The organism is Nocardiopsis sp. CC223A (genome assembly GCF_030766825.1).
In the GTDB taxonomy this organism is placed as follows: Bacteria; Actinomycetota; Actinomycetes; order Streptosporangiales; family Streptosporangiaceae; genus Nocardiopsis.
Genome location: NZ_JASFDV010000093.1, coordinates 1 through 25,901 on the forward strand (window position 1 = coordinate 1; position 25,901 = coordinate 25,901).

19 protein-coding genes, 1 pseudogene and 1 riboswitch are annotated in these 25,901 nt (G+C 73.1%); of the genes and pseudogenes, 15 read left to right on the forward strand and 5 right to left on the reverse strand.

Annotation, left to right across the window (positions count from 1 at the left end; translation table 11 throughout):
• Positions 1 to 1,899, reverse strand: a 1,899-nt coding sequence (locus QJS33_RS26750) for a helicase (protein ID WP_372339720.1), incomplete at its 3' end; no start/stop codon positions are given.
• 343 nt (positions 1,900 to 2,242) lie between these two features.
• On the opposite strand from QJS33_RS26750, the gene QJS33_RS26755 reads away from it, so the two are divergent.
• The 5 genes and pseudogenes from QJS33_RS26755 to QJS33_RS31465 all read left to right on the forward strand — a co-directional run.
• Positions 2,243 to 4,456, forward strand: a complete 2,214-nt coding sequence (locus tag QJS33_RS26755) for an anthranilate synthase component I (RefSeq protein ID WP_306370852.1) — start codon at positions 2,243 to 2,245, stop codon at positions 4,454 to 4,456.
• A gap of 140 nt (positions 4,457 to 4,596) precedes the next feature.
• Positions 4,597 to 4,737: a GPGG-motif small membrane protein gene (locus QJS33_RS26760; protein ID WP_306370853.1), complete on the forward strand. Its 141-nt coding sequence runs from the start codon at positions 4,597 to 4,599 to the stop codon at positions 4,735 to 4,737.
• Positions 4,738 to 5,014: 277 nt separating this feature from the next.
• The gene (gene thyX / locus QJS33_RS26765) at positions 5,015 to 5,812 is read left to right on the forward strand and encodes an FAD-dependent thymidylate synthase (protein WP_306370854.1); all 798 of its coding nucleotides are present in this window, start codon (positions 5,015 to 5,017) and stop codon (positions 5,810 to 5,812) included.
• 171 nt (positions 5,813 to 5,983) lie between these two features.
• Positions 5,984 to 7,174, forward strand: coding sequence for an amidohydrolase (locus tag QJS33_RS26770; RefSeq protein WP_306370855.1), 1,191 nt, complete (start codon positions 5,984 to 5,986; stop codon positions 7,172 to 7,174).
• 290 nt (positions 7,175 to 7,464) lie between these two features.
• Positions 7,465 to 7,656: pseudogene (locus QJS33_RS31465) on the forward strand (DUF6309 family protein); the annotation flags it as partial.
• A gap of 52 nt (positions 7,657 to 7,708) precedes the next feature.
• Here QJS33_RS31465 and aroQ read toward each other — a convergent pair.
• On the reverse strand, positions 7,709 to 8,275 hold the full coding sequence (gene aroQ / locus QJS33_RS26775; protein WP_306370856.1) for a gamma subclass chorismate mutase AroQ: 567 nt from the start codon (positions 8,273 to 8,275) through the stop codon (positions 7,709 to 7,711).
• A gap of 189 nt (positions 8,276 to 8,464) precedes the next feature.
• Between aroQ and QJS33_RS26780 the strand changes: the two genes are divergently transcribed.
• Entirely contained in the window at positions 8,465 to 9,835 is a 1,371-nt protein-coding gene (locus tag QJS33_RS26780) for an NAD(P)/FAD-dependent oxidoreductase (RefSeq protein ID WP_306370857.1), read from the forward strand.
• A gap of 35 nt (positions 9,836 to 9,870) precedes the next feature.
• On the opposite strand, the gene QJS33_RS26785 is transcribed toward QJS33_RS26780, so the two are convergent.
• Together QJS33_RS26785 and QJS33_RS26790 are read right to left on the reverse strand one after the other, a co-directional pair.
• Positions 9,871 to 10,167, reverse strand: a complete 297-nt coding sequence (locus QJS33_RS26785) for an MTH1187 family thiamine-binding protein (protein WP_306370858.1) — start codon at positions 10,165 to 10,167, stop codon at positions 9,871 to 9,873.
• Positions 10,168 to 10,202: 35 nt separating this feature from the next.
• Positions 10,203 to 10,994, reverse strand: coding sequence for a hypothetical protein (locus QJS33_RS26790; RefSeq protein ID WP_306370859.1), 792 nt, complete (start codon positions 10,992 to 10,994; stop codon positions 10,203 to 10,205).
• Positions 10,995 to 11,109: 115 nt separating this feature from the next.
• Here QJS33_RS26790 and QJS33_RS26795 point away from each other — a divergent pair, with 115 nt between their 5' ends.
• From QJS33_RS26795 to QJS33_RS26830, 8 genes are all read left to right on the forward strand, one after another.
• A complete protein-coding gene (locus QJS33_RS26795; protein ID WP_306370860.1) occupies positions 11,110 to 12,912 on the forward strand; it encodes a carbon starvation protein A in 1,803 nt (600 codons plus the stop codon).
• Between the two features lie 10 nt (positions 12,913 to 12,922).
• Complete coding sequence (locus QJS33_RS26800; protein WP_306370861.1) at positions 12,923 to 13,231, forward strand: cory-CC-star protein; 309 nt, start codon at positions 12,923 to 12,925, stop codon at positions 13,229 to 13,231.
• The gene (locus QJS33_RS26805; protein ID WP_306370862.1) at positions 13,177 to 14,202 is read left to right on the forward strand and encodes an ArsA family ATPase; all 1,026 of its coding nucleotides are present in this window, start codon (positions 13,177 to 13,179) and stop codon (positions 14,200 to 14,202) included. Before QJS33_RS26800 ends, QJS33_RS26805 begins: the two co-directional genes overlap by 55 nt.
• A 177-nt stretch (positions 14,203 to 14,379) precedes the next feature.
• Entirely contained in the window at positions 14,380 to 15,132 is a 753-nt protein-coding gene (locus QJS33_RS26810) for a CDP-alcohol phosphatidyltransferase family protein (RefSeq protein ID WP_306370866.1), read from the forward strand.
• 201 nt (positions 15,133 to 15,333) lie between these two features.
• Positions 15,334 to 17,835: a mannose-1-phosphate guanyltransferase gene (locus QJS33_RS26815; RefSeq protein ID WP_306370867.1), complete on the forward strand. Its 2,502-nt coding sequence runs from the start codon at positions 15,334 to 15,336 to the stop codon at positions 17,833 to 17,835.
• A 612-nt stretch (positions 17,836 to 18,447) separates the two neighbouring features.
• Entirely contained in the window at positions 18,448 to 18,990 is a 543-nt protein-coding gene (locus tag QJS33_RS26820) for an FHA domain-containing protein (protein ID WP_306370863.1), read from the forward strand.
• 184 nt (positions 18,991 to 19,174) lie between these two features.
• Complete coding sequence (locus QJS33_RS26825; protein WP_220562147.1) at positions 19,175 to 19,648, forward strand: bifunctional nuclease family protein; 474 nt, start codon at positions 19,175 to 19,177, stop codon at positions 19,646 to 19,648.
• 418 nt (positions 19,649 to 20,066) lie between these two features.
• Complete coding sequence (locus tag QJS33_RS26830) at positions 20,067 to 20,558, forward strand: MerR family transcriptional regulator (RefSeq protein WP_306370868.1); 492 nt, start codon at positions 20,067 to 20,069, stop codon at positions 20,556 to 20,558.
• Positions 20,559 to 21,716: 1,158 nt separating this feature from the next.
• On the opposite strand, the gene QJS33_RS26835 is transcribed toward QJS33_RS26830, so the two are convergent.
• Positions 21,717 to 22,178 carry a hypothetical protein gene (locus QJS33_RS26835; protein WP_306370864.1) on the reverse strand — a complete coding sequence of 154 codons (462 nt, stop codon included), beginning with the start codon at positions 22,176 to 22,178 and terminating at the stop codon, positions 21,717 to 21,719.
• Between the two features lie 308 nt (positions 22,179 to 22,486).
• Positions 22,487 to 22,578, forward strand: a riboswitch (glycine riboswitch).
• A 98-nt stretch (positions 22,579 to 22,676) separates the two neighbouring features.
• Here QJS33_RS26835 and gcvP point away from each other — a divergent pair.
• Positions 22,677 to 25,571, forward strand: a complete 2,895-nt coding sequence (gcvP, locus tag QJS33_RS26840) for an aminomethyl-transferring glycine dehydrogenase (RefSeq protein ID WP_306370865.1) — start codon at positions 22,677 to 22,679, stop codon at positions 25,569 to 25,571.
• The last annotated feature ends 330 nt before the right edge of the window (positions 25,572 to 25,901 follow it).

Consider the following 25,901-nt stretch of genomic DNA (forward strand, 5'->3'; position numbering starts at 1 on the left):
CTCCGGGGGCTCCTCGCCCGGGGCGGCGGCGCGCAGCACGTCGGCGGCCGCGGCCATGATCGGCGCGGGCGTGCGGTAGTTCACCCGCAGCCGCTCCACGTGCACCTTGCCCGGGGCGTACGGCTCCAGGGCGTCGGTCCAGGAGGCGGCCCCCGCGGCGCTGCCGGTCTGTGCGAGGTCGCCCACGACGGTGAGGGAGCGGGTGGGCACCCGGCGCATCACCGTGCGCCAGGCCATCGGCGACAGCTCCTGGGCCTCGTCGACGATGACGTGCCCGTAGGTCCACTCGCGGTCGCCGCCGGCGCGTTCGGCCGTGGTGAGGCCGGGGCCGTGGTCGCGGTGGCGGTCGGCCAGGTCGGCGGCGCTCATCATCCCGTCCTCGGACAGGCCGGTGAACTCCAGCACGCCCTGGGCATAGCGCTCCTCCTCGGCGCGCTCGGCGGCGGCGCGGCGCTCCCGGGCCCGGCGGCCGGAGTCGTCGCGGCCCAGCAGCTCGGCGGCCTCGTCGAGCAGCGGCACGTCCTCGACGGTCCAGTCCGCGGTGCCCTCGCCGTCGTCCGCCGGCCGGTGCAGCAGGGCGGCCTCCGCGGGGGAGTACCCGGCCCGCTCACCCGCCCGGGCCAGCGCCGCGGGGTCGGCGAACAGCTCCCGCAGCAGCCGCCGCGGGGACAGGCGCGGCCACAGCGCGTCCAGGGCGTCGCGCACCGGGTCCTCGGCCCACAGGCGCTCGCCGACGTGGCGGACGTCCTCCTCCGGCAGCGGGCGGCCCAGCAGCGCGGCCTCGGCGCGGGCCAGCTCGGCCAGCAGCGCGTTGACGGTGTACTTGCGGGCGACGTTGTGCCCCAGGCGCAGGCCCCGCGCGGTGCGCACGATGCGCTCGCAGGTCGCCCCGGGCACGGTCAGCACCCCGGCGTCGGTCTCCACCAGGAGGTCGTCGGCGCCGAACGCCTCGCGCGGGGTGCGCTGGCGGTCCCGGACCGCGGCGCGGAGCAGGGCGGTGACGCGGGTGTCGCCCTTGAGGGCGGCGACCCCGTAGGGATCGTGGCGGGTCGCGGACACCCCGGGGAAGAGGCCGCCGACGGTGCGCAGGACGGCGTCGGTCTCGCCCAGGGAGGGCAGGACGTCGCCGATGTAGCGCAGGAACGCGGGGTTGGGCCCCACCACCAGGACGCCGCGCCGTTCCAGGACGGCGCGGTGGGTGTAGAGCAGGTAGGCGGCGCGGTGCAGGGCGGCGACGGTCTTGCCGGTGCCGGGCCCGCCCTGGACCACGAGCACACCGTCGAGCCGGGCCCGGATCACCCGGTCCTGCTCGGTCTGGATGGTGGCGACGATGTCGCCCATGCGCCCGGTGCGGTCGCCGGCCAGCGCGGACAGCAGGGCGGCCTCGCCGACGAGCTGGCGGCGGTCGGTGTCGCCGAGCCGGTCGAGGTCGAACACCTCGTCGTCCAGGCCGGTCACCCGGCGGCGGCGCACCCGCAGGTGGCGGCGGCGGGTCACCCCGTGCGGGTCGCCGGGGGTGGCGGCGTAGAAGGGGCGGGCGGCCGGGGCCCGCCAGTCCACGAGGATGGTCTCGTAGTCGGCGTCGCGCAGGCCGATCCGCCCGACGTAGCGGGCCTCGGGGCCGTCGTCGTGGGCGAGGTCGATCCGGCCGAAGCACAGGCCCTCCTCGACCGCGCCCAGGCGGGCGCGCTCCCGGGCGTGCTCGAAGGTGCGGGTCTCGCGCTCCACCAGGGCGGCGAACCCGGTGCGGTCCTGCAACCGGGCGTCGGAGAGGCGCAGCTCGGTGCGGGCGCGCAGCTCGTCCAGCCGCTCGTACATGGCGGTGACCCGGGCCTGCTCGGCGGCCAGGGCCTCCCGTTCGGACGACCGTGCTTCGGGAGCGGATTGACTCACTGATATCCTTCTGGTAAAATTGGCGTTGATATCAAGACTGATTTTGATATCTGCCGTGCAGAGCCCCTCACCGTAGCACGCCGCCCTCCGGGCGTGCCACCCCGTGCCCCGCCGCCCGCGACACGTTCCCGGCGGATTTCCGGCAAGGGTTCCCCACGGGCCCGCGCGCCCGCTACACTCTGCCCCATGCGAAACACCTCCGTTCAGGCCCAGTGGTGGCGCCGCTCCTAGGCGGCGCCGACGTTTCGCGTATCTCTCGCAGCGACCGCCCCGGATCGGCGGTCGTTTCCCTTTCGCGGCCCCGGCCGGTGCAGCCCACCCCGACCGACCAGCGCCCGAAGGACCGGCCGTGACACCCAGCGACACCCAGACCACCACGTACCGCACCCGGGGCGGCGTGACCGTCCACCGCCAGGCCGCCCCCTGCGACCCGGAGGTCCTCACCGACCTCGTCCGCGACGTCGAGACCCGCCGCGGCGGCGTGCTGTCCTCCGGCATGGAGTACCCGGGCCGGTACGACCGCTGGCACCTGGGGTACGTGGACCCGTGCCTGGAGCTGACCACCCGCGGGCGCCGGGTCACCGCCACCGCCCTCAACGAACGCGGCCGCGTGCTGCTCCCCGTCATCGCCGACGCCCTGGAACCCACCGGTACGGACTTCGAGCGCGGCCCCGCCCGCACCGCGGTCACCGTCCCCGAGCCCGACCCCGGCGTGTTCTTCACCGAGGAGGAGCGCAGCCGCCGCCCCAGCGTCTTCACCGCGCTGCGCGCCGTCATCGACGCCCTCAGCGCCCCCGAGGACTCCAACCTGGGCCTGTACGGCGCCTTCGGCTACGACCTGGCCTTCCAGTTCGAGCCCATCGAGCGGCACATCGACCGCGACCCCACCGACCGCGACCTCGTCCTGCACCTGCCCGACGCGATCGTCGTGCGCGACCGCAAGCGCGAGACCTGCGTCCGCTACACCTACGACTTCGCCGTCCCGGCCGCCGCCGGCCGGCCCGCGGCCGACACCGCGGGCCTGCCCCGCGAGACCGAGCCCACCCCGCCGGTGGTCGCCACCGAGGTGCCCGACGGGCCCGAGCCCGGTTCCTACGCCGCCGTGGTGGCCCGTGCCAAGGAGAAGTTCCGCCGCGGCGACCTCTTCGAGGTCGTCCCCGGGCACCGCACCTACGCCCGCTGCTCCTCGCCCGCCCGCTTCTACGAGCAGCTGCGCGAGCGCAACCCCGCACCGTACGAGTTCTTCTTCAACCTGGGCGAGGGCGAGTACCTGGTCGGCGCCTCCCCGGAGATGTTCGTGCGGGTCAGCGGCGAGCCCGGGACCGGGCAGCGGGTGGAGACCTGCCCCATCTCCGGCACCATCCGCCGCGGCGAGGACGCCCTGGGCGACGCCGAGAACATCCAGGAGCTGCTCTCCTCCGTCAAGGAGAAGTCCGAGCTCACCATGTGCACCGACGTCGACCGCAACGACAAGTCGCGGGTGTGCGAGCCGGGCAGCGTCCGGGTCATCGGCCGCCGCCAGATCGAGATGTACTCGCGGCTCATCCACACCGTCGACCACATCGAGGGGACGCTGCGCCGGGAGTTCGACGCGCTGGACGCGTTCCTCACCCACATGTGGGCGGTCACGGTGACCGGGGCGCCCAAGACCTGGGCGATGCGGTTCATCGAGCAGAACGAGACCAGCCCCCGCCGCTGGTACGGCGGCGCCGTCGGGGTGATCAACTTCAACGGGGCCATGAACACCGGGCTGACCCTGCGCACCGCGCACATCCGCGACGGGGTCGCGGCCGTGCGGGTGGGGGCGACCCTGCTCTACGACTCCGACCCCGAGGCGGAGGAGAAGGAGACCTTCCTCAAGGCGCGCGCCCTGCTGGAGACCCTGGCGCTGAGCGAGGAGGCCCCGGCCGCCGCCGGGCCCGCCGCGGTGGAGACGGCCACGGCTGCGGCCGCCGAGCGCCCGGGCGAGGGGCTGCGGGTGCTGCTGGTCGACCACGAGGACTCGTTCGTCAACACCCTGGCCGACTACGTGCGCCGCCACGGGGCCGAGGTCACCACGGTCCGCTACGGGTTCGAGCCGGAGCTGCTGGACCGGCTGGCGCCGGACCTGGTGGTGCTCTCGCCCGGGCCGGGGCTGCCCGAGGACTTCGGGATGGCGGCCCTGTTGGACGCGCTGGCCGCCCGCCGGCTGCCGGTGTTCGGGGTGTGCCTGGGGTTGCAGGGCATGGTGGAGCACGCGGGCGGTGAGCTGCGGACCCTGGCCGACCCGGTGCACGGCAAGCCGGGCCGGGTCAGGACGCTGGGCGGGGAGCTGGTGGCCGGGCTGGGCGAGGACGGGGTGTTCCAGGCGGCCCGCTACCACTCCACGTACGCGCTGCCGGACCAGGTGAAGAACTACGAGGTCACCGCGGTCATCGACGCGGAGGGGGAGGAGCCGGTGGTGATGGCGATCGAGGACCGGGAGAACCGGCGCTACGCGGTGCAGTTCCACCCGGAGTCGATCCTGACCGCCGCGGTCGGCGAGGAGATCGTGGCGCGGGCGCTGCGCCTGGCCCGCGGCTGAAACGGGCCCGGCGGGGGTGGGTGTGATGCGGGTCGCACCCACCCCCGTCCGCCAGTGCGGGACGCCCCTTTCCCGGTCGATGCGGGTGCCCGGCACGGGCCGCGAAGTTTGATAGATTCGTTATCGGTCAGGGGTTGTGCATGGGTACTCTGCTGACGATCCTCGGGATCATTCTCCTCATCGCCGGAGTCCTCGGGGTGGTGCGCGGCCGACTCCTGTGGGGCATCGCCGCCATCGTCCTCGGGCTCTTCCTCACCCCCGGGTACTTCTTCGGCCTCTGACACCCGGGTGTCCACGGACGCGGTGCGGCGCGGTGCCGCCCGTGCCCCGGCCTCCCCGCAGGACCGCGCGGACATTTCGGCCGAGGCGGCCCGGTACGGCCCCGCCGCGCGGACGACTCCCGGCCGGGGCCGGGTCCGCGCCCGGCAGGGGCGTGTACCCTCGTGGGAGGCTGATCGGCCCCCACCCCCGTCACACGCCCCGTGTCTCTGAAACCCCCAGGTCACGGTGCTCACGCGTGCCCGGGGTCCGGGGGGCCATGACACGGGAGGCAGTGCAGTGAAGAGGGTCGAGCCGCAGGTCCGACTGATCTCGCGTCCGCAACTGGACTACGACGCGATCGCCGACTACCTCAAGGAGGTCGGCGGCCAGTCCTGGCTGGAGCGCTTCGACCGGGGCGAGCTGGACGAGCACCTCAACGACCCGCAGAACCTCGCCGAGTTCGCCGGGCGGCTGTGCTACCGCTCCTGGGAGCCGGGTCTGAACCCCAACGTCACGCGGGTGCGCACCGACCAGGACGCCTACCTGGGCAACATCCTGGCCAGCCTGCACGGCTCGGTGCTGGAGCACGTCAACTTCGGGTTCGTGCTGCACAACGTCTCGCGGGTCCTGACTCACGAGCTCATCCGGCACCGCCCGGGCGTGGCCATCTCCCAGGAGTCGCTGCGGTTCGTGCGCCTGACCGACCTGCCGTTCTGGTTCCCGGACTGGGCCCAGGACGACCCGGAGCTGATGGAGCGCGCCGAGGCGATGCTGGCGCAGATGGAGGAGTTCCAGTTCTGGATGGCGGACCACTTCGGCCTCGACGACGAGGGCGTGAAGTTCGCGGAGAAGAAGCACAAGACCTCCTTCATGCGCCGCTTCGCCCCCGAGGGTGTGGCCACCGGGCTGGTGTGGACCGCCAACGTGCGCACCCTGCGCCACACCCTGGAGGCCCGCACCGCGCCCGGCGCGGAGGAGGAGATCCGCCTGCTGTTCCACCGGATCGGCGAGACCCTCCAGAAGGAGGCCCCGGCGCTGTTCGGCGACTACACCGTCGAGGACGGCGCCTGGGTGCCGCAGTGGCGCAAGGTCTGACCTGAAGAGAACCATCGCGGAGGCGCGGGGCCGAACGGCCCCGCGCCTCCGCCGTTCCCGGGAGATGGTAGTGGTATACCGTTAATGTCGGATGAGCCGACATCCGATTCCTCGCGCGGCGAGGGCGCCCGCCACCGGTGCCCGCCGTGCCGGACCCGGGAGGGACCCCACGTGACCGCACACCCCCGCACCACGGTCTTCCGCGACCTGTGCCCGCTGGGCGGCGACCCCGTCGACCTCGTCGTGGTCGACGGCCGGGTGGCGGCCGGGCCCGCCGTTGAGGGGGCGCAGGTCGTCGACTGCGGCGGCCGCATCGCGCTGCCGACGCTGGTCGACGCGCACATCCACCCGGACAAGACCACCTGGGGCGAGCCCTGGTACTCGCGCCGCCCGGCGCGCGGCATCGCCGAGCTGGGGGAGCAGGACGCCGAGGTGTTCGCCGCCCTGCCCACCCCCGTCGCGGTGCGCGCCGAACGCCTGATGGGCCACGCCGTCACCCGCGGCACCCGGGCCATGCGCGCCCACGCCGACATCGCCCCCGCCTACGGTCTGGCCGGGGTCGAGGGCGTCCGCGAGGCCGCCCGGAACCTGGCCCACGCGCTGGACGTCCAGGTCGTGGCGTTCCCCCAGCACGGGGTGCGGCGGGCACCCGGCACCGCCGAGCTGATGGAGGAGGCGCTGCGCACCGGGGCCGCCGACCTCGTCGGCGGCATCGACCCCACCGGGTTCGACGGGGACCCCACCGGGCAGCTCGACCTGGTCTTCGGCCTGGCCGACCGGTACGGCGTCGGCGTGGACATCCACCTGCACGAGGGCGGGGAGACCGGGGTGCGCACCCTGCACGCCATCGCCGAGCGCACCCGCGCGCTGGACCTGGGCGGGCAGGTGACGGTCGGCCACGCCTTCGCCGTCCCGGAGGCCGGGGACGGGTTCGACGCGCTGGCCGCCGCCCTGGGCGCGGCCGGGGTGGCCCTGACCACGGTCGCCCCCGACCCCGCCCGTGTGCTGCCGGTGGAGCGGCTGCGCGGGCACGGGGTGCTCGTGGGCCTGGGCTCGGACGGGGTCCGCGACGCCTGGAGCCCGTTCGGCGACGCCGACATGCTGCACCGCGCCCACCTGCTGGCCGAGGCGTCCCGCGCCCGCACCGACGAGCAGCTGACCGCCGCCCTGGAGACCGCCGCCCACGGCGGGGCGGCCGTCATGGGGCTGCCCGCGGCGGACTTCGCGCCCGGCTCTCCGGCGGACTTCGTCCTGGTGGAGGGCGAGTGCGCGCCCCAGGTCGTGGTGGACCTGCCGCCGCGGAACCTGGTGGTGCGCGCCGGCCGCGTGGTGGCCCGCGACGGAGCCCTCGTCACCGGTTAGGGCGGGGGACCTCCGCGTTCGAGACGGGGACCGGCTCCCGTGCACACCATCGAGGCCCTGGACACCGATGGCGTGGTACGGCGGTTCCGGGCGGCCCACCCGGAGAGCGACGCCGCCTCGCGGGCGGGCAACGAGTACGCGGAGGGGATCCTGCGGCGGGCGGTGGCGCCGGGCCGACCTGACCGGCGGCGACATCGCCCGGGTCCTGCCGCCCCGGCACGTCGGCGGGCACGGGGAGCGCGAGCCGGTGCCCCCCCGCCGGGGCCACCGTCTCCGAGGCGGCGGCCACCCTGCGGGCCCGGCGCGACGGCTACCCCGACACCGACCCGGTCCGCCGGGGCGAGCAGTCCTGGACGGCCGCGGCCCCGCACGGCCCGCTGTTCCCGGGCGACGGCGCGGTCGGCCACCCCTACCACGAGCGGATGGGGCGCCGGGAGGGCCTCAGCCGCCTGGACGGGCTGCATCGCATGCCGGCCTGGCCCGTGTGGGACAGGACGCCCGCCGCCGCGGAGACCTACGCGGCCGGGTGGCCGGTCAGGCGCAGACGGAGGACAGGGAGACGGCCAGGGCGGTGCGGCCCGGGCGGTCCAGGCCGCGCTCGGCGGCGACACGGCGGGCGGTGCGGGCCAGCTCGGCCTCACAGCCGGGGGCCGCCAGGCCGGTGCCGGCGTCGGTGAGCGCGCCCACCAGGGCCGGGGTGATCCGGTCCAGGTCGGCGCGGGCGTCGGCCAGGTCCGGTGGCGGCGGCAGCGGGCTCCGGTCGGGGTGGGCGTACCAGTCGGCGTGTCTGCGCCGCTGGATCACCTTGTTGGCCTCGATCTGGTCGTGCATGACCGCCAGCGCGGTCTCCGGGTCGCCGCCCAGGGCGCGGGCCGACCGCTCCGCCTCGGCCAGCACCGTCGCCTCCCGCTCGGGTGCCTCGACCGGTTCGCCGCTGTGCCATTTGGCGGCCGCCACCAGCTCTGCGGTGGCCAGCCGGTCGGCCGACAGCTCGACCACCGGCGCCAGGGCGACGGTCGCCGGGGGTGCGGTGGTGGCGGAGGCGGCGGTGGCACAGCCGAGGACGAGTGCCGAAGTGATGGTGGCGGCGAGGACGCGCACGGTGAACCCCTCGGAAGACGGGAGGTGGACATCCGGAGTGTAACCACAAGACCGCGGATTGTTATGGAAAGTGGCCGATCGGGTTCCGCTTCCCCGGGCCGCGGCCGTTATGTCCTCCGGGGTGTCATCCCGGTGATCGACACGAAGGGCACATACAGTCGCACTGTCGGTCACCGGGAGGGGAGTGCCATGCAGGAGGACGTCGGCGCGGAGGTCACCGAGGAGCCGGTCGAGTCCGTACCCGGGCCGCGGGGCCGTGAGGCCGTCCCCGGGCGCGGGCACACCATCGTCATCGGGGCGGGCATGGCCGGGCTGTCCGCCGCCGACCGCCTGGCCGAGGCCGGGGAGCGCGTCACCGTCCTGGAGGCCCGGGCCCGTACCGGCGGGCGCATCCACACGGTCCGCGAATGGGACGGCACCACCCTGGACGCCGGGGCCTCCTGGATGCGCGGGGAGGAGAACAACCCCCTGGCCGACCTGGTCCGCTCCCTGGGCCTGCGCACCGCGGTGTTCAACCGCTCCACCGAGACCGCCTACGACCCCAAGGGCCGCCGGCTGCTCTTCGACCGGCACCGCCGCAACATGGAGGACGTCAACCTCCTGCACGAGCACATGTACTGGGACAACATCGGCGCGAGCACCCAGGAGTCCATGGAACAGGGCATCGACCAGGCCCTCTACGACGCGAACCTGGTGCGTGCCCGCGCCCGCGACGCCAAGGAGATCGTGCACCGCATGGTCGAGGGCGACCACGGCGCCGACGCCGAGGAGGTCTCCTTCGAGGCGGTGGGCGCCCTGCACGAGTTCAGCGGCGACGACGTGGTCTTCCCCGACGGCATGGGCCAGATCACCGACCACCTGGCCCGCGGCCTGGACGTGCGCCTGGAGCACGTGGTCCTGGGGGTCTCCCACGGCGGGGACGGCGTGTCGGTGCGGGTGGACACCCCCGACGGGGAGCAGACCCTCACCGCCGACCGGGTCGTGGTCACCCTGCCGCTGGGCGTGCTCAAGGCGGGCCAGGTGGACTTCCGCCCGGAGCTGCCCGAGGACAAGCGGCTGGCGATCGAGCGCCTGGGCAACGGCCGCCTGGAGAAGCTGTTCCTGCGCTTCGACGAGGTGTTCTGGGGCGACGCCGAGGTGCTCGTGCACCTGGGCACCGACCAGGGCGCCTGGTTCCACTGGTACGCGGGCCAGCGGGTGCTGGGGGTGCCGGTGCTGGTGTCCCGCAACGGCGGCGCCCCGGCGCGGTTCCTGGCGGGGATGTCCGAGGGGGAGGTGGTGGAGCACGCGATGGCGTCGTTGCGCACCATGTTCCGCAAGGCCCCCGACCCGGTCGACCACCTTCTCAGCAACTGGGCGGACGACCCCTTCTCGCGGGGCGCGTTCTCCTACACCGCCGTCGGTTCCGGCGACGGCGACCGGGTGGCGTTGCGCGCGTCGGTGGACGACCGGCTGTTCTTCGCCGGGGAGGCCACCGAGATCGAGCACATCGCGACGGTGCACGGCGCGCTGCTGTCGGGGCTGCGCGCGGCGGACATGATCCTGGAGTCCCAGGGCTGAGGCGCGGGCCCGCCGGGGCGGGCCCGCGGCCGGGGTCACAGGTCGCGCAGCTCCCGTTCGACCGCCTCGACCTTGTCCTCCAGCGCCCCGGTGACGCCGGGCCGGATGTCGGCCTTGAGCACCAGGGACACCCGCCCGGCGCCCTCGCCCGCGGCCTCGGTGGCGGCCCTGACCACGGCCATCACCTCGTCCCACTCCCCTTCGACCGTGGTGAACATGGCGTCGGTGCGGTTCGGCAGCCCGCTGTCGCGCACGACCTTGACGGCCTTGGCGACGGCGGGCGCGACGGATTCGCCGGTGCCCAGGGGGCTGACGGAGAAGGCGACGAGCATGGGGTCCTCCCGGTTCGCTGTGGTGGCGCTTCCGGTCAGCGTCGCAGACGGCGCTCGGCCTCTGCCACTCCCGCCACGCAGGCGCGCCGCACCCGCCGGTGGTTGCCCCACCGCTCGACGAGCCCGTACGGGCGGGGGTCGCCGTCCGGGGCGCCGACGGCCTCGGTCAGCCTCAGGTGCTGCCCGGTGAGCGGGCCCCGGCGGGTCCACCGCTCCCAGCGCTCGAAGTCGGGGCTGGCCTGGTGGCCCATCACCAGGACCTCCTCCCCGTCCCCCTCGGGGTCGTCGCCGTCGCGCCCCCACACTTCCAGGACGGAGTCGGGCCCGTCCGGCCACGCGGGGGCGGTGACCACGTCCACCCGGACGCCGCCGTCGCGGCCGCGGACCAGCAGCGCGTCCTCGGGCCGGTCGCGCGGGGGCAGCGGGAGGACCCGTTCCACGTCGACCAGGCGCACGATGGCCCGGCCCATCCACCACCAGTTCTCCCGGCGCGCCATCAGGCTGCCCGCCCGCAACCGGGTGGGCGGGTGCTTGACGGCCTCCTGCTCGACCAGGTCGGCGAAGGCCTCGCCCCGGGGGTCCAGGGACACCTCGACCCGGCCGACGGCGGCCAGGGTGGGCTGCCCCTCGGCGGCGGGCGCGCTCGCGCAGAACGCGGCGTACCGGCCCAGGGAGGCGATGAGGTGCAGGTGGGCCAGGGGCAGTGCGACACAGGGGGTGTCCCCCGCGAGCAGGGGGACGACCGGGATCGCCTGCGGGCCCGATCCGGCCGACCAGCACAGTTCACCGACGGGGGAGCGGCGCCAGACCGTGGCCGGATCGTGCACGATTCTTCCTTGGGTGTGACGTAGGACGCATGTTAATTTCTCGGGACTGTACTCGACACCCCGGGCCCGTGCATACCGCAGAGTGCGAAAGCACTCGAAAGTGAGGAATCCCCCCATGTCAGCCGTGGTCGTCCTACTCGGGGCACTGGCGCTCTTCGCGCTCGGCTACCGCTTCTACTCCAACTACCTGGCGAAGAAGGTCTACGCGCTCGACCCCGCGTTCACCACCCCGGCGCACGCCTACCAGGACGGCGTCGACTTCGTCCCCACCAACAAGCACATCGTCTTCGCCCACCACTTCATCTCCGTGGCGGGCGCGGCGCCCATCGTCGGACCGGCCATCGCCGTGTTCTGGGGCTGGGGCCCCGCGCTGGTGTGGGTCGTGCTCGGCACCATCTTCGCCTCCGGGGCCCACGACTTCGGGGCGATCGCCGTCTCGGTGCGGCACAAGGCCAAGGGCATCGGCGCCCTGGCGGGCGACGTGATCAGCAGCCGGGCCCGGATCCTGTTCCTGCTGATCATCTTCTTCCTGGTGACCATGGTGAACGCGGTGTTCGCCGTCATCATCACCGGGCTCTTCGTGGCCAACCCCGAGGCGGTCCTGCCCGTCCTGGTCACGATCCCCCTGGCCATCGGGGTCGGGCAGGTCGTCTACCGGCGCCGCACCGCGGCCCTGCTGCCCTCGCTGATCTCGCTGGTCGCGGTCTACGCCTGCATCCCGCTGGGCCAGATGTTCCCCATCACCGTCGATCCGCTCGCGGGCCTGCTGGGCGTGGACGCGGCCTTCGTGTGGCTGGTGTTCATCTTCACCTACACCTTCTTCACCTCGCGCCTGCCGGTCTGGATGCTCCTCCAGCCGCGTGACTACATCAACCAGCAGCAGATGGTGCTGGCGCTGCTGGTCATCGTGGTCGGCATCGTCGTCGGCATGAACACGATCCAGGCGCCCCTGCTGCGCGGCGACCTGCCCGAGGGCTCCCCGTCGATCTTCCCGCTGCTGTTCATCACCATCGCCTGCGGCGCGGTCTCCGGGTTCCACAGCCTCGTGGCCTCGGGGACCACCTCCAAGCAGCTGGACAAGGAGACCGACGCCCGCTACGTCGGCTACCTAAGCTCCCTCGGCGAGGGCACGCTGGCGGTCTGCTCCATCCTGGCCTGCACCGCGGGCATCATGGTCTTCAGCGCCAACCAGGGCATGAACTGGTCCGACATCTACGTCGACTGGACGGCCGCGGGCACCAACCCGGCGGGCCGCTTCGTCCAGGGCGTCGCCGGGTTCGCGGCCAACGTGGGCATCCCCGAGAGCATGGGCCTGGTCTTCGCCTCCCTGGTCGTGATCAGCTTCGCGGCCACCAGCCTCGACACCGCGGTCCGGCTCCAGCGCTACACGATCCAGGAGATCAGCGTCATCGTCCGGGACCGGGCGACCGAGGGCGGCGCCCTGGAGAAGTCCGCCTCCTTCCTGGCCCGCAACATCACCGCGTCCACCCTGATCGCGGTGCTGGTGCCCTTCGCCCTGGCCCTGGTCCCCGGCAACTTCGCGGCCGGGACCCTGTGGCAGCTGTTCGGCACCACCAACCAGCTCACCGCCGGGCTGGCCCTGGCCGTCATCGCCGTGTGGGTCACCAAGCAGGGCCGCAACCCGATCGCGGTGCTGGTGCCCCTGGTCTTCCTGGTCGTGATGACCTCGTGGGCGCTCATCGTCCAGCTGATGGGCTTCCTCGGCTCGGAGGACGGCCTCCAGCGGTTCCTGCTGGCCCCGCTGGACGCGGTCATCTTCGGACTGGCCGTGTGGATGACGGTCGAGGCGGTGATCGCCCTGCGCAAGGCCTTCGCGGCCCGGCGCGGGGGCACCGCGGCCGCGGGGGAGGAGCCCGTCGCCGAGGAGGAGACCGCCGGCACGGACGACAAGTCCTGAACGGCCGACCGTGACCGAACACAGTGACGGTGCCGGGTCCCCCCTCGGGCGGGCCTGGCACCGCGCCGTCGCCGCCTGGCGCCGCGTCGAGGACTTCCACCAACAGGTCTTCGACGCGCGCTGGGGGCACGAGCGGCACCGGCAGGCCCGCACCCAACAGGACACCCTGCGGGCCCTGCTCATGCTGGAGAGCCTGGGCGTGGACAACCCCGTCGCCTATGAGACCTTGGACCTGCTTCCCTACATGGTCGCCGACCTGCACGAATGGCACCTGAGAATGGGGCGGGACGACTTCGGAGCCCCGGGAGGCTGCTGCTGAACCCGACACCCGCCGCCGACGCGCCGATCCTCTTCGTGGGGGGCAAGGGCGGCGTCGGCAAGACCACGGTGGCCGCCGCCCGCGCCCTGGCGCTGGCCGACGCCGGCCACCGGGTCCTGCTCATGTCCACCGACCCCGCGCACTCCCTGGGCGACGTCCTGGAACACCCACTGGGCGACCGCCCCGCCGAGGTCGCCCCGGGCCTGTGGGCGGCCGAGCCCGACGCCGACGCCGCCGTCCGGCGCAGGATCACCCGGGTCGTCCGGGACGCCGAACGGGCCCTGCCCGCCGAGATCATGCCCGCGGTCCGGCGCCACCTGGACCACGCCGGGGCGGCCCCGGGGATGGCCGAGTCCGCGCTGGCGGACCTGCTCATGGAACGGATGGAGGAGGTCGGCGACCGGTGGGACCGGCTGGTCGTGGACAGCGCTCCCACCGGGCACCTGCTGCGCCTGCTGGCGCTGCCGACCCTGCTCACCCCCTGGGTGGAGGGGCTGACCCGGCGGCGCGAACGCGCCCGCAGTGCAGAGGCGTTCGCCGACGTGGTGGTCGCCGCACCGGAGGAGGACCCGCTGCTGGTCCGGCTGCACGAACGCCGCCACCGCCTGGAGGGGGCCGCCGGCCTGCTGCGCTCGGCCAGCCGGGTGTGCCTGGTGACCGTACCGCGCCGCATGGTGCTGGCCGAGAGCGGTCGGGCCCTGGACTCCCTCACCGATGCGGGCTTCCCCCTCGACACCGTGGTCGTCAACCAGATCCCGCCCGCGGGGGCCGCCGGCCCCGAGGGGGTGCAGGTCCTGGCCGAGATGCGGCGGCGCTTCGCCGGCCCGGGGGTCGTCGAGGTCCCGCTCCAGGACCGGGAGCCGACCGGGCCGGAGCGGTTGCGGGCACTGGCCGCCCACCTGCCGGGGCGGCCGGGCGCGGGAACGACCCCGGGTCCCGGTTCGTTCGACAGGACGGATCGGACCGAGTAAAACCGACATATCGGTCAAATATCCCGTAACGTCGCGGGGTACGATGGGCGGGCGGCCGCCCGCCGGGCCACACGGGAGAGAGGGACTCTGCGGTGACGGAAAACGACACTTCGGACCGTTATCGTTGGCGTCATGGGGCGATCCGCGGAAGACGGCAGACTCGATGCGGGGGGCGATGTGGCCAGCCCGGCGGTCAGTGACCGCATCTGGACGGTTCCCAACCTGCTGAGCATGCTCCGGCTGCTGGGCGTCCCGCTCTTCCTGTGGCTCGTCCTGGTGCCGCAGGCCGACTGGTGGGCGCTGGCCGTGCTCGCCTTCGCCGGGCTCAGCGACTGGCTCGACGGCAAGATCGCCCGCGCCTGGAACCAGACCTCCCGACTGGGCACGATCCTGGACCCGCTGGCCGACCGCCTCTACATCTTCGCCGCCCTGCTGGGACTGGTCGTGCGCGACATCGTCCCGTGGTGGCTCATGGCCATCCTCGTCCTGCGCGACGTCCTCATCCTCGGGGCCCTGCCGCTGCTGCGGTATTTCGGCTACGGCCCCCTGCCGGTCAACTTCGCCGGCAAGGCCGCCACCCTCTGCCTTCTCTACGCCTTCCCCCTGCTGTTCATCGCGGGTTACGCCAACGTCGTCGGAGATGTGGCGCAGATTATGGGTTGGGCCTTCGCGCTCTGGGGAACGGCTCTTTATTGGTGGGCCGGACTGCTGTACGCCGTTCAGGGCCTGCGCCTGATCGCCCAGACCCGCCGTGACGAGCGCGCCGATCTCACCGACGGTCACCGTGCCGTCGAGGACGGCGACCCCGGTCGCGGCCCCGACCCGGGTCGGTCCGATCCAGCCACACAGGCGACCGCCGACGGCGAACCCGGCGCGGACGTCGACGGCCTCGGCCTGTCCGGCCGGGAACAAGGGCGGACGGGCACCTGACCCGCCGACGGACCGGCTCACCGCGAGTCCTGTCGGAACGAAAGGGAGTGTCGTCTCCATCATGAGAACATGTCCCACCGCGCGATCGGCCGCGCGCTCCGAACACCTTCCCCCCGCGGTGCTGCCCCCCGCCACCTTCAGCGTGCGGAGGTACCCGCGATGACCGCCCGCGACGAGGACGCCCCGACGCCCTCACCGAGCATGAAGGCCGTCGTCATGGCCGGGGGCGAGGGCACCCGCCTGCGCCCCATGACGGCCAACCAGCCCAAACCCCTGCTCCCGGTGGTCAACAAACCCATCATGGAGCACGTGCTGCGGCTGCTGCGCAAACACGGTTTCACCGAAACGGTGGTCACCGTCCAGTTCCTGGCCACCCTGATCCGCAACTACTTCGGCGACGGCGAAGAGCTCGGCATGAAGCTCCACTACGTCGCCGAGGAGGTCCCGCTCGGCACGGCGGGCAGCGTCAAGAACGCCGAGGACCACCTGCGCGGCGAGCCCTTCATCGTCATCTCCGGAGACGCGCTCACCGACATCGACCTCACCGACATGGTGCGCTTCCACCGGGAGAAGGGCGCCAAGGTCACCATCGCCCTCAAGCGGGTCCCCAACCCGCTGGAGTTCGGCATCATCATCGTCGACGAGCAGGGGCGCATCCAGCGCTTCCTGGAGAAGCCCACCTGGGGCCAGGTCTTCTCCGACACCGTCAACACCGGCATCTACATCATGGAGCCGGAGGTCCTGGACCGGGTCGCCGCGGGCGAGGTGGTCGACTGGTCCGGCGACGTCTTCCCCGAACTCCTCCGGGAGGGCGAACCCCTCTACGGCTACATCGCCGACGGCTACTGGGAGGACGTGGGCACCCACGAGAGCTACCTCAGCGCCCAGGCCGACGTGCTGTCGGGCAAGGTCGAGGTGGAGATCGACGGGTTCGAGGTCTCCCCGGGCGTGTGGGTCGGCGAGGGCGCCCAGGTCTCCGCCGAGGCCGTGCTCAAGGGCCCGCTCTACATCGGCGACTACGCCAAGGTGGAGGCCGGGGCCGAGCTGCGCGAGTTCACCGTCGTGGGCAGCAACGCCGTGGTGCGCGCGGAGGCCTTCGCGCACCGCACGGTGCTCCACGACAACGTCTTCATCGGCCGCGGGGCCAACCTGCGCGGCGCGGTCATCGGCAAGAACACCGACGTCATGGCGGCGGCCCGGATCGAGGAGGGCGCGGTCGTCGGCGAGGACTGCGTCATCGAGTCCGAGGCCTACCTCCACAACGACGTCAAGGTCTACCCGTTCAAGACCATCGAGGCCGGGGCGGTCGTCAGCACCAACGTCATCTGGGAGTCGCGCGGGCAGCGGTCGCTGTTCGGCCCGCGCGGCGTCTCCGGGCTCATCAACGTGGAGATCACGCCCGAACTGGCGGTGCGGCTGGCCAACGCCTACGCCACCACCCTCAAGAAGGGTGCGATCGTCACCACCTCGCGCGACGTCTCGCGCGCGGCCCGCACGCTCAAACGGGCGGTCATCAGCGCCCTGACGGCCGCGGCCATCGAGGTGCGCGACCTGGAGGTCGTGCCGCTGCCGGTGGCCCGCTTCCACACCTCCCAGAGCGGGGTCAGCGGCGGCATCACCGTGCGCACCACCCCGGGCGACCCGGAGTCGGTGGACATCCTGTTCCTGGACTCCGACGGCGCCGACCTGTCCCCGGCGGCCCAGCGCAAACTCGACCGGGTGTTCTCCCGCGCCGAGTACCGCCGGGCCTTCCCGGGGGAGATCGGCGAGCTGACGTTCCCCTCGCGCAACGTGGAGAACTACGCCCACGACCTGCTGCGCGCGGTGGACACCTCCGGGATCGCCGAGGCGGACCTGAAGGTCGTGGTCGACTGCGCGGGCGGCAGCGGGTCGCTCATCCTGCCCTCGCTGCTGGGCCGGATCGGTGTGGACGTGCTCACCGTCAACAACCGGCTCGACGAGGACTCGCCCACCGACACCGCGGCCAAGCGCAACCGGGACCTGGAGCGCCTGGGCGAGCTGGTCTCCGGCTCGGGGGCCGACTTCGGGGTGCGGTTCGACCCGGTGGCCGAGCGGCTCTCCATCGTGGACGAGAAGGGCGAGCTGGTCGACGGCGGGCGCGCCCTGCTCGCCGTCCTGGACCTGGTGTGCGCCGAGCGCAAGGGCGGCAGCGTGGCGCTGCCGGTGACCATCACCCGCGTCGCCGAGCAGGTGGCCCGGGCCCACGGCGTGGAGGTGCGGTGGACCGCCACGGCCATCAACGAGCTCACCAAGGCGGTGCAGCAGGGCGAGGACGTCATCCTGGCCGGGGACGGCCGGGGCGGCTTCGTCATCCCCGAGTTCAGCCCGACCAGTGACGGCATCGCGGCCTTCGTGCGGCTGCTGGGGCTGGTGGCGCGGACCCGCAGCCCGCTGAGCCGGATCGAGGGGGCCATCCCGCAGGCGCACCTGCTGCGCCGGTCGGTGCCCACCCCCTGGGCGGTCAAGGGCAGCGTCATGCGGGCCGTCGTGGAGGCCGCGGGCGACCGCGAGCTGGACACGACCGACGGCGTAAGGGTTCTGGAGCCCGACGGCAGCTGGGCGCTGGTCCTGCCGGACACCGCCGAGGCCGTCACCCATCTTTGGGCCGAAGGTCCCGACCCGGACACCGCGCACCGCCTGCTGGGCGAGTGGGCGAACGTCGTGGAACGCGCCGAGGGCTGACCTCTGCGCCCGACCGGGGTGCGGGCCGTGTGGTCCGCACCCCCCTTCGGTGTACGGCGGAAACAAAGGTCCTCAGGGCCGGTGGCCAAGCCGTGCCCGCTGACTAAACTGGGCATAACGACAGGTCGTGGCGGCACGGCTGCGGCGAGGCGAATCCGTGGGGCGCGGGAGCGAACCAAAACCCCCGGAGCGGCATCGGTACCAGAAAGGTGTCTCTTCTCGTCGGCGCCGTTCCCGGCGGAGTCGGTGCTCCGGGCACCGGATCCGCCGTTCGCCCCACCGCTCCCGAGGCGGGGTGTGCACGGCAGGCCGAGGAGAAGCGAAACCCTTCCCGGACAGGGATATGGTTTAAAGTCGAGTGTTCCCTGGAGCGCCGCGTCGCCTACCGCACGGGCCTTCCCGCAACGGCGGACCGTGCAGAGGTGACGAGGAGTACAACATGGGGGATGAGACCTAGCGACCGACCGTGCGAGGTGCGCCGCTGCCGCGACAGCGGATCGTCTCGCCGCGTTCCGGACGCTGTGCGGGCCCTTCGCCCGCACGACGGCCGGAACGTGCCACCGATCAGCCGAATCAAGCACCGCCCCGTGCGGTAGGAGGCCGAGCCGACCTATGTCGAGCGTTTACTGCACGCAGTGCGGTCACGCCGTTGCGGATGATGCCCGTTTCTGCTCCCACTGTGGGACCCCCGTCCGCAGGGACGGACAGCCGGGTCCACGGCCCGCTGGGAGCGGGGAGTCCGCCGGAGACGTCACGTCCACCATCTCCATCTCGGGCATACAGGCCCTGGAGGAGGAGGACTCCGGTGACGAGACGGGCAACGTCGACCCCACCAACGTCGACGCCCTGCCCGCCGGTACGGCTCTCCTGGTGGTGAAGCGCGGTCCCAACGCCGGCAGTCGCTTCCTGCTGGAGAACGACGTCACGACCGCCGGGCGCCACCCCAACAGCGACATCTTCCTCGACGACGTCACCGTCTCGCGACGGCACGTCGAGTTCTTCCGCCGCGGCAACGGTTTCGGCGTCCGCGACGTGGGCAGCCTCAACGGCACCTACGTCAACCGGGAGCCGGTGGACGAAGCCGAGTTGGGCGGCGGCGACGAGATCCAGATCGGCAAGTTCCGGATGGTGCTGCTGACCAAGCCGCGCCGCTGAGGAGCGGTATCGGGCATGCACGCGCATCGTTGACGGCGGCGGCCGGGGCCGGGTAGGTTTGCGGCCCCCCGCCGCCGGAGAGCTTTGTATCGAAGGGTGCCGATTTCGCCCTCGGGTCCTGATCCAACGGGGGATACAGGGACGAGTGCCCATCCGGCATGACGACTCGTGGGACGGAGCCGCTGTGAAGCACATGGAGTTCGTCGGCGTCCGGGTTGAGATGCCCTCGAACCAACCGATAATCCTGCTCAAGGAATCCGACGGGGATCGCTACCTCACGATCTGGATCGGCGGGGTGGAGGCGACCGCGATCGCGCTCGCACAGCAGGGTGTGGTCCCGGCCCGGCCGCTCACCCACGACCTGTTCCGGGACGTCCTCGACGCCCTGGACACCCAGCTCACCACGGTCAACATCACCGGGCTGAACGACGGCATCTTCTACGCCGAACTCGTGTTCAGCAACGGTGCCGAGGTCAGCGCCCGGCCCTCGGACTCGATCGCGCTGGCGTTGCGCACCGGGACGCCCATCTACGCGCACGAGGACGTGATCGACGAGGCCGGGATGCCCATCCCGGACGAGCAGGAGGACCAGGTCGAGGCGTTCAGGGAATTCCTCGACAACATCACGCCCGAGGATTTCGGGCGCCGTACGGAGTGAGACCGCGGCCGGGTGCTCGGGGGCGCCCCGGAACACGGCTGCGACCTGCGGCGATGTTCCGGGGGGCGGTGTTAGATTGGGGACGGGGAAGTGAACGTCGAGGTCGGGGCCGAAAAACGGGGTGCGCGCACACGGCGTGACCACCGCGGCTCCGCGGCACCCGGGCGCGCGCACTTGGCGACGCGCCGGGGGGTGTCGTTGACGCTGCCCTCCGGCCGTCCTACGGTCGGTGCAGTGGAACCCGCGGCGCACCCGTTCCCTGTGTGGACATCCCCTGTCGAAACCGCCGCGGGACGAGGAGCCGGAGGTCGGCGTGGCGGTAGCGAGCGGCAAGCGGGAACCCCATGACAGGCGGTCCGCGCTGCGGCTAGCGGGGCAGCAGGGCCTACCGTGCGAAGAGGACGTGGTGGCGCTGCCTATGGACGTCGGGTACCGGGGTCCTGCGGCCTGTACGGCCGCCGGGATCACCTACCGTCAGCTCGACTACTGGGCCAGAACCGGCCTGGTGGAGCCGAGCGTGCACACCGGCGCCCACAACGCCCCCCTGTACAGCCTCCCCGACGTCCTGCTGCTCAAGGTGGCCAAACGGCTGCTGGACACCGGGATCTCACTCCAGCAGATCCGTACCGCGGTCGACCACCTGCGCGGCCGCCCCGCCCCCGAGCTGGCCCGCATCACCCTGATGAGCGACGGCGTCAGCGTCTACGAGTGCACCTCCCCCGAGGAGGTCGTCGACCTCATGCAGCGCGGCCAGGGCATGTTCGGGCTGGCGCTGGCCAACGTCTGGCGGGAACTGGAGGAGGCCCTGGGCGTCGTCCCGGCCGAGGAGCGCGGCGACCTGCCCCCGGCCCCGCCCGCGGCCCCGGTGGACGAACTGGCCCGGCGGCGCAAGGAGCGCCGCACCGGCTGACCCCCTCTTCCCGTCGTCGGCCACCGCGGGCCGATGACGGTTTCCGCGAGCGGATGCAGGCCGCTCGCGTTCCGTGTCGCGGCCCCGAGCATGAGACGTCGACCCGCGGGAAGGACCGGGGTCGGTGGGCCCGGTGTGTTTCTGGTGCATGCGGAGTCGCCCCGGATGTCCTCGGGCGCGGGCGTTCTTGCCCGGCTGGGGGGTGAACGCGATCGGCGGGTGGGCCCGTGCCGCCCGGACTCCGTGATTCCGCCTTCTCCGCGCCCCGGCCGGGGTCGGTGGGCTCGGTGTGTTTCTGGTGCATGCGGAGCCGCTCCTGATGTCCTCGGGCGCGGGCGTTCTTGCCCGGCTGGGGGGTGAACGCGATCGGCGGGTGGGCCCGTGCCGCCCGGACTCCGTGATTCCGCCTTCTCCGCGCCCCGGCCGGGGTCGGTGGGCTCGGTGTGTTTCTGGTGCATGCGGAGTCGCCCCGGATGTCCTCGGGCGCGGGCGTCCTTGCCCGGCTGGGGGGTGAACGCGATCGGCGGGTGGGCCCGTGCCGCCCGGACTCCGTGATTCCGCCTTCTCCGCGCCCCGGTCGGGGGTGCGGCCACCGAACCGGACCGGCGTGGCTTCGTCCCGGTGCCGTGCGCCCGCGGCATCCCGTGCGCCGACGGCGCGGCCCGTGTCGTCGACCCGGGCGGGGACCCGGCGGACCCGCCCGCGCACCGGGGGCGCCGATGACCGGCGGCCCGGTGGAGTGCGACCGAATCGCCGCCCGACACGGCGGTGTGGCTGCGGATCGTCCGAGGGTGATGACAGAGTGAGTGGTGAGGGCTTCGTGCGGAGGACGGCCGTACGAAGCCCTCCGCGAACCCTGTCCGAGAGGGGTGGGAGAGGAGCCCGTGCGGAGGGACGGCCGCACGGGCTCCGCCCTTGCCGGGCACCGGCACGGCGCCCTCGCCCCCGGCGGCACCGTGTCGCCATCGCCTGCCGCCGCCCGAGAGGCGGCGGCGGGGGGCGGGTGCTCGGCGGTACGGTTCCGGGCCACAGGCGTGCCGCCGTGGACCCCGGCGGCCGGCGGGTCCGGGGGAGTCCGTCGGTGTCCCGGACCGAAGGCACGCCGTGCGCCGTCGTGGATCCTCGCGGCCGGCGCGGCCGGTGACGGGTCCGGGACGGTCAGCGGGTGAAGGTGTCCCGCGTCAGCACGGCGAAGCCCCCGCCGTCGGGGGCGCAGGAGTCCGGTGCGTTCGCGACCGCGGCCCACCCCTCGCCCGGGGCGGGGCCGCCTCCGGCACTGAAGGAGTCACCGGGCACGAGGTCCCCCAGCCCGGGCACGGTGACACCGGTCCGGCCGTCACCGAGCGCCTCCACCCCCGCCGGCCAGACGATCTCGGATCGGCCGACCACCTCCCCGGTGGCCTCGTCGCGCATCGCCAGGACCAGGCAGCGCTCGTCGGCCAGGTATTCCAACTCCCCGGTGAGCAGGGCCTCCATCGCCGAGGAGAAGTCGTGGACGAGCAGTCGGGGGTCCTCACCGATGACGACGACCTCGTCGGGGCCCGGGCCGGAACCGGGGCCGGAGGCGCAGGCGGTGAGCGGGAGGACGGCGAGCAGAGCGATGATCGTGATGCGGTGCACGGTGCGACCTTTCGTCGTAGGACGTCCAGTGGACGCGGCCCGTCGAGCCCGGGTTCCCCGGGACTGTCCGAGAGGAGAGGGTGCGGGTCCGGGAAGGCCCGCCGGGGACCGTCCGAGAGAGGACGGTGGAGGGTCCGTGCGGAGGGACGGCCGCACGGGCCCTCGTCGCGCCCGGGCACGTGAGGCGCGCGGAACGCACGGGTGGACTCGGCCTGTGGCGACGTGATCGAGTACGGTCGTAACCACAACAGGGATGAAAACCGACATTCGCCCTGTCCGTACAAGTGAACACAGCGTCAGCAGGCCGTCGATACCGCACGGGAGAGACCCCTGACCCAGGGGCGCCGACGGGGCAATACTCCCCAGTAACCTCTCAGGCACCACGGACCGTACGGAGAAGGCCGCTCTGAAGCCTGGGCACCGCCGTGCCCGGTGACAGAGGGGGAGACCGTGAGGAACACCGCCGATCCGCATCGGCCCTGTCACCAGGAGGTCTCCGTGCCCGACCAGCCCGTGAACGTCCCCGGCGCGCCCGCCCGGGTGTTCGCCGACCGCCACGTCGGACCCGCGCCCGGTGCCGTCGAGGAGATGCTCAAGACCGTCGGCTACGGCTCCACCGCCGAGCTCATGGCCGCCGCCGTCCCCGCGTCCATCCTCAGCGCCCCCGGACGCAGCGCCGCGCTGGACCTGCCCGAGGCCATCGGCGAGGCCGAGACCCTCGCGGAGCTGCGCGCGTTCGCCGACCGCAACACCGTCGTCAAGCCCCTCATCGGCCAGGGCTACTACGGCACCTTCACCCCGCCGGTGATCCTGCGCAACATCATGGAGAACCCGGCCTGGTACACGGCGTACACCCCCTACCAGCCGGAGATCTCCCAGGGCCGCCTCGAAGCCCTCATCAACTTCCAGACCATGGTCTCCGACCTCACCGGCCTGCCCGTCACCGGCGCCTCCCTGCTGGACGAGGCCACCGCCGCCGCCGAGGCCATGACCCTGGCCCGCCGCGCCTCCAAGAGCAAGGCGGACGTCTTCGTCGTCGACTCCGACGTCTTCCCGCAGACCCTCCAGGTGCTGCGCACCCGAGCCGAACCGCTGGGCATCGAGGTCGTCGTCGCCGACCTCTCGCAGGGCCTGCCCGAGGGCGACGCCTTCGGCGTCCTGGTCCAGTACCCGGCCTCCAGCGGTGTGGTGCGCGACCCGAGCGCGGTCATCGCCGCCGCCCACGAGCGCGGCGCCCTGGCCGTGGTCGCCGCCGACATCCTCGCGCTGACCCTGTTGCGCAGCCCCGGCGCCCTGGGCGCGGACATCGCCGTCGGCTCCACCCAGCGCTTCGGCGTCCCGCTCGGCTTCGGCGGCCCGCACGCCGGCTACATGTCGGTCACCGAGAAGCTGCGCCGCCAGATCCCGGGCCGCCTCGTCGGCGTCTCGGTGGACGTCGCGGGCCGCCCGGCCTACCGCCTGGCCCTCCAGACCCGCGAACAGCACATCCGCCGCGAGAAGGCCACCAGCAACATCTGTACCGCGCAGGTGCTGCTGGCCGTCATGGCCGGGATGTACGCCGTCTACCACGGCCCGCACGGCCTGCGCGCGATCGCCCGCCAGGTGCACACCCGCACCGCGGCGCTGGCCGACGCCCTGACCGAGCGCGGCTTCGAGGTCGTCCACGGCGCGTTCTTCGACACCCTGCGGGTGCGGGTGCCCAGCGCCGACCGGGTCGTGGAGAACGCCCTGGCCGCCGGGTTCAACCTGCTGCGCGCGGACGCCTCGACCGTCGGCGTCAGCGTGGACGAGACCACGACCGTCGCCGACCTGGCCGCGCTGGCCGACGCGTTCGGCGAGGCGGGGCACGGCTCCGCCAAGGCCGCCGTGTCCGTGGCCGCCGACGCCGACCGCGTTCCCGAGGAGCTGGCGCGCGGGGTGGACTACCTCGACCACCCGGTGTTCAACACCCACCGCAGCGAGACCTCGCTGCTGCGCTACATGCGCAGGCTGTCGGACCGCGACCTGGCCCTGGACCGCACGATGATCCCGCTGGGCTCGTGCACCATGAAGCTCAACGCCACCACCGAGATGGAGTCGGTCACCTGGCCGGAGTTCGCGGGGCTCCACCCGCTGGCCCCGCTGGACCAGGCGGCCGGTTCGGTCGCGCTCATCCGCGACCTGGAGGCCTGGCTGGCCGAGATCACCGGCTACGACGCGGTGTCCCTCCAGCCCAACGCCGGCTCCCAGGGCGAGCTCGCGGGTCTGCTGGCCATCCGCGGCTACCACCGCTCGCGCGGCGACGACCACCGCGACGTGTGCCTGATCCCCAGCTCCGCGCACGGCACCAACGCCGCCAGCGCGGTGATGGCGGGCATGCGCGTGGCCGTGGTGGCCTGCGACGAGGGCGGCAACATCGACGTGGACGACCTCAGGGCCAAGATCGCGAAGCACGCCGACGCGCTGGCCGCGATCATGGTGACCTACCCGTCCACGCACGGCGTGTACGAGGACACCATCACCGACGTGTGCCGCCTGGTCCACGAGGCCGGGGGCCAGGTCTACGTCGACGGCGCCAACCTGAACGCGCTGGTGGGCTGGGCCAAGCCGGGCGAGTTCGGGGCCGACGTCAGCCACCTGAACCTGCACAAGACCTTCTGCATCCCGCACGGCGGCGGCGGCCCGGGCGTGGGCCCGGTCGCGGTCCGCTCGCACCTGGCGGCGTTCCTGCCCAACCACCCGGGCCAGCCCGAGGCGGGCCCGCACACGGGCGTGGGCCCGGTGTCGGCGGCGCCGTTCGGATCGGCCGGCATCCTGCCGATCTCCTGGGCGTACGTGCGGATGATGGGCGGGGAGGGGCTGCGCCACGCCACCGAGGTCGCCGTGCTGTCGGCGAACTACGTGGCCAAGCGCCTGGAGTCGTACTACCCGGTGCTCTACACCGGTGCGGACGGCCTGGTCGCGCACGAGTGCATCATCGACATCCGCCCCCTCCAGAAGGCGAGCGGCATCAGCAACGAGGACGTGGCCAAGCGGCTGATGGACTACGGCTTCCACGCCCCGACGATGTCGTTCCCGGTGGCCGGGACGCTCATGGTGGAGCCCACCGAGAGCGAGGACCTGGCGGAGCTGGAGCGGTTCATCGAGGCGATGATCGCCATCCGCGCCGAGATCGACAAGGTCGCGGCGGGGGAGTGGGACGCCCAGGACAACCCGCTCAAGAACGCCCCGCACACGGCGGAGGAGGTCACGGCCGACGAGTGGACCCACGGGTACACCCGCGCGGACGCCGCCTACCCGGTGCCGTCGCTGCGCCGGGACAAGTACTGGCCGCCGGTGGGCCGCATCGACCAGGCCTACGGTGACCGGAACCTGGTGTGCTCCTGCCCGCCGCCGGAGGCCTTCGAGCTGTAGAGCGGCCCGACAGGGCAGCGGGGCTCCGTCCGGATCCGGACGGAGCCCCTTATTCGGACATTTGGTAAATCTACGACATAAAGGTGAGGCTCCTGCGTTCCCACGGGACACACGCGCCCCGCAGGACGACACCGACCCCCACAGCACTCTCCCACCGCCGCCACGCGCGTTAGAGTTGCGGCGACACCCGCGTGTCCCACCGCGCGGACCCCCACCGGAAAGCGCCAGCATGACCACGACGTCCGGACCCTCCGCACGCCCCGGCGGACCCGCCGACCCGCCGCCACGGGCCGTCGACCCCCGGGACGCCCCCGCCGGGCCCGCGCCGTC

Coding starts and splice junctions, on each gene's coding strand:
- QJS33_RS26760 (WP_306370853.1), top strand. CDS start 4,597: ATGGGTACTCTGCTGACGATCCTCGGGATCATTCTCCTCATCGCCGGA.
- QJS33_RS26780 (WP_306370857.1), top strand. CDS start 8,465: ATGCAGGAGGACGTCGGCGCGGAGGTCACCGAGGAGCCGGTCGAGTCC.
- QJS33_RS26785 (WP_306370858.1), bottom strand. CDS start 10,167: ATGCTCGTCGCCTTCTCCGTCAGCCCCCTGGGCACCGGCGAATCCGTC.
- QJS33_RS26795 (WP_306370860.1), top strand. CDS start 11,110: ATGTCAGCCGTGGTCGTCCTACTCGGGGCACTGGCGCTCTTCGCGCTC.
- QJS33_RS26805 (WP_306370862.1), top strand. CDS start 13,177: ATGGCACCTGAGAATGGGGCGGGACGACTTCGGAGCCCCGGGAGGCTG.
- QJS33_RS26815 (WP_306370867.1), top strand. CDS start 15,334: ATGAAGGCCGTCGTCATGGCCGGGGGCGAGGGCACCCGCCTGCGCCCC.
- QJS33_RS26820 (WP_306370863.1), top strand. CDS start 18,448: ATGTCGAGCGTTTACTGCACGCAGTGCGGTCACGCCGTTGCGGATGAT.
- QJS33_RS26830 (WP_306370868.1), top strand. CDS start 20,067: ATGGACGTCGGGTACCGGGGTCCTGCGGCCTGTACGGCCGCCGGGATC.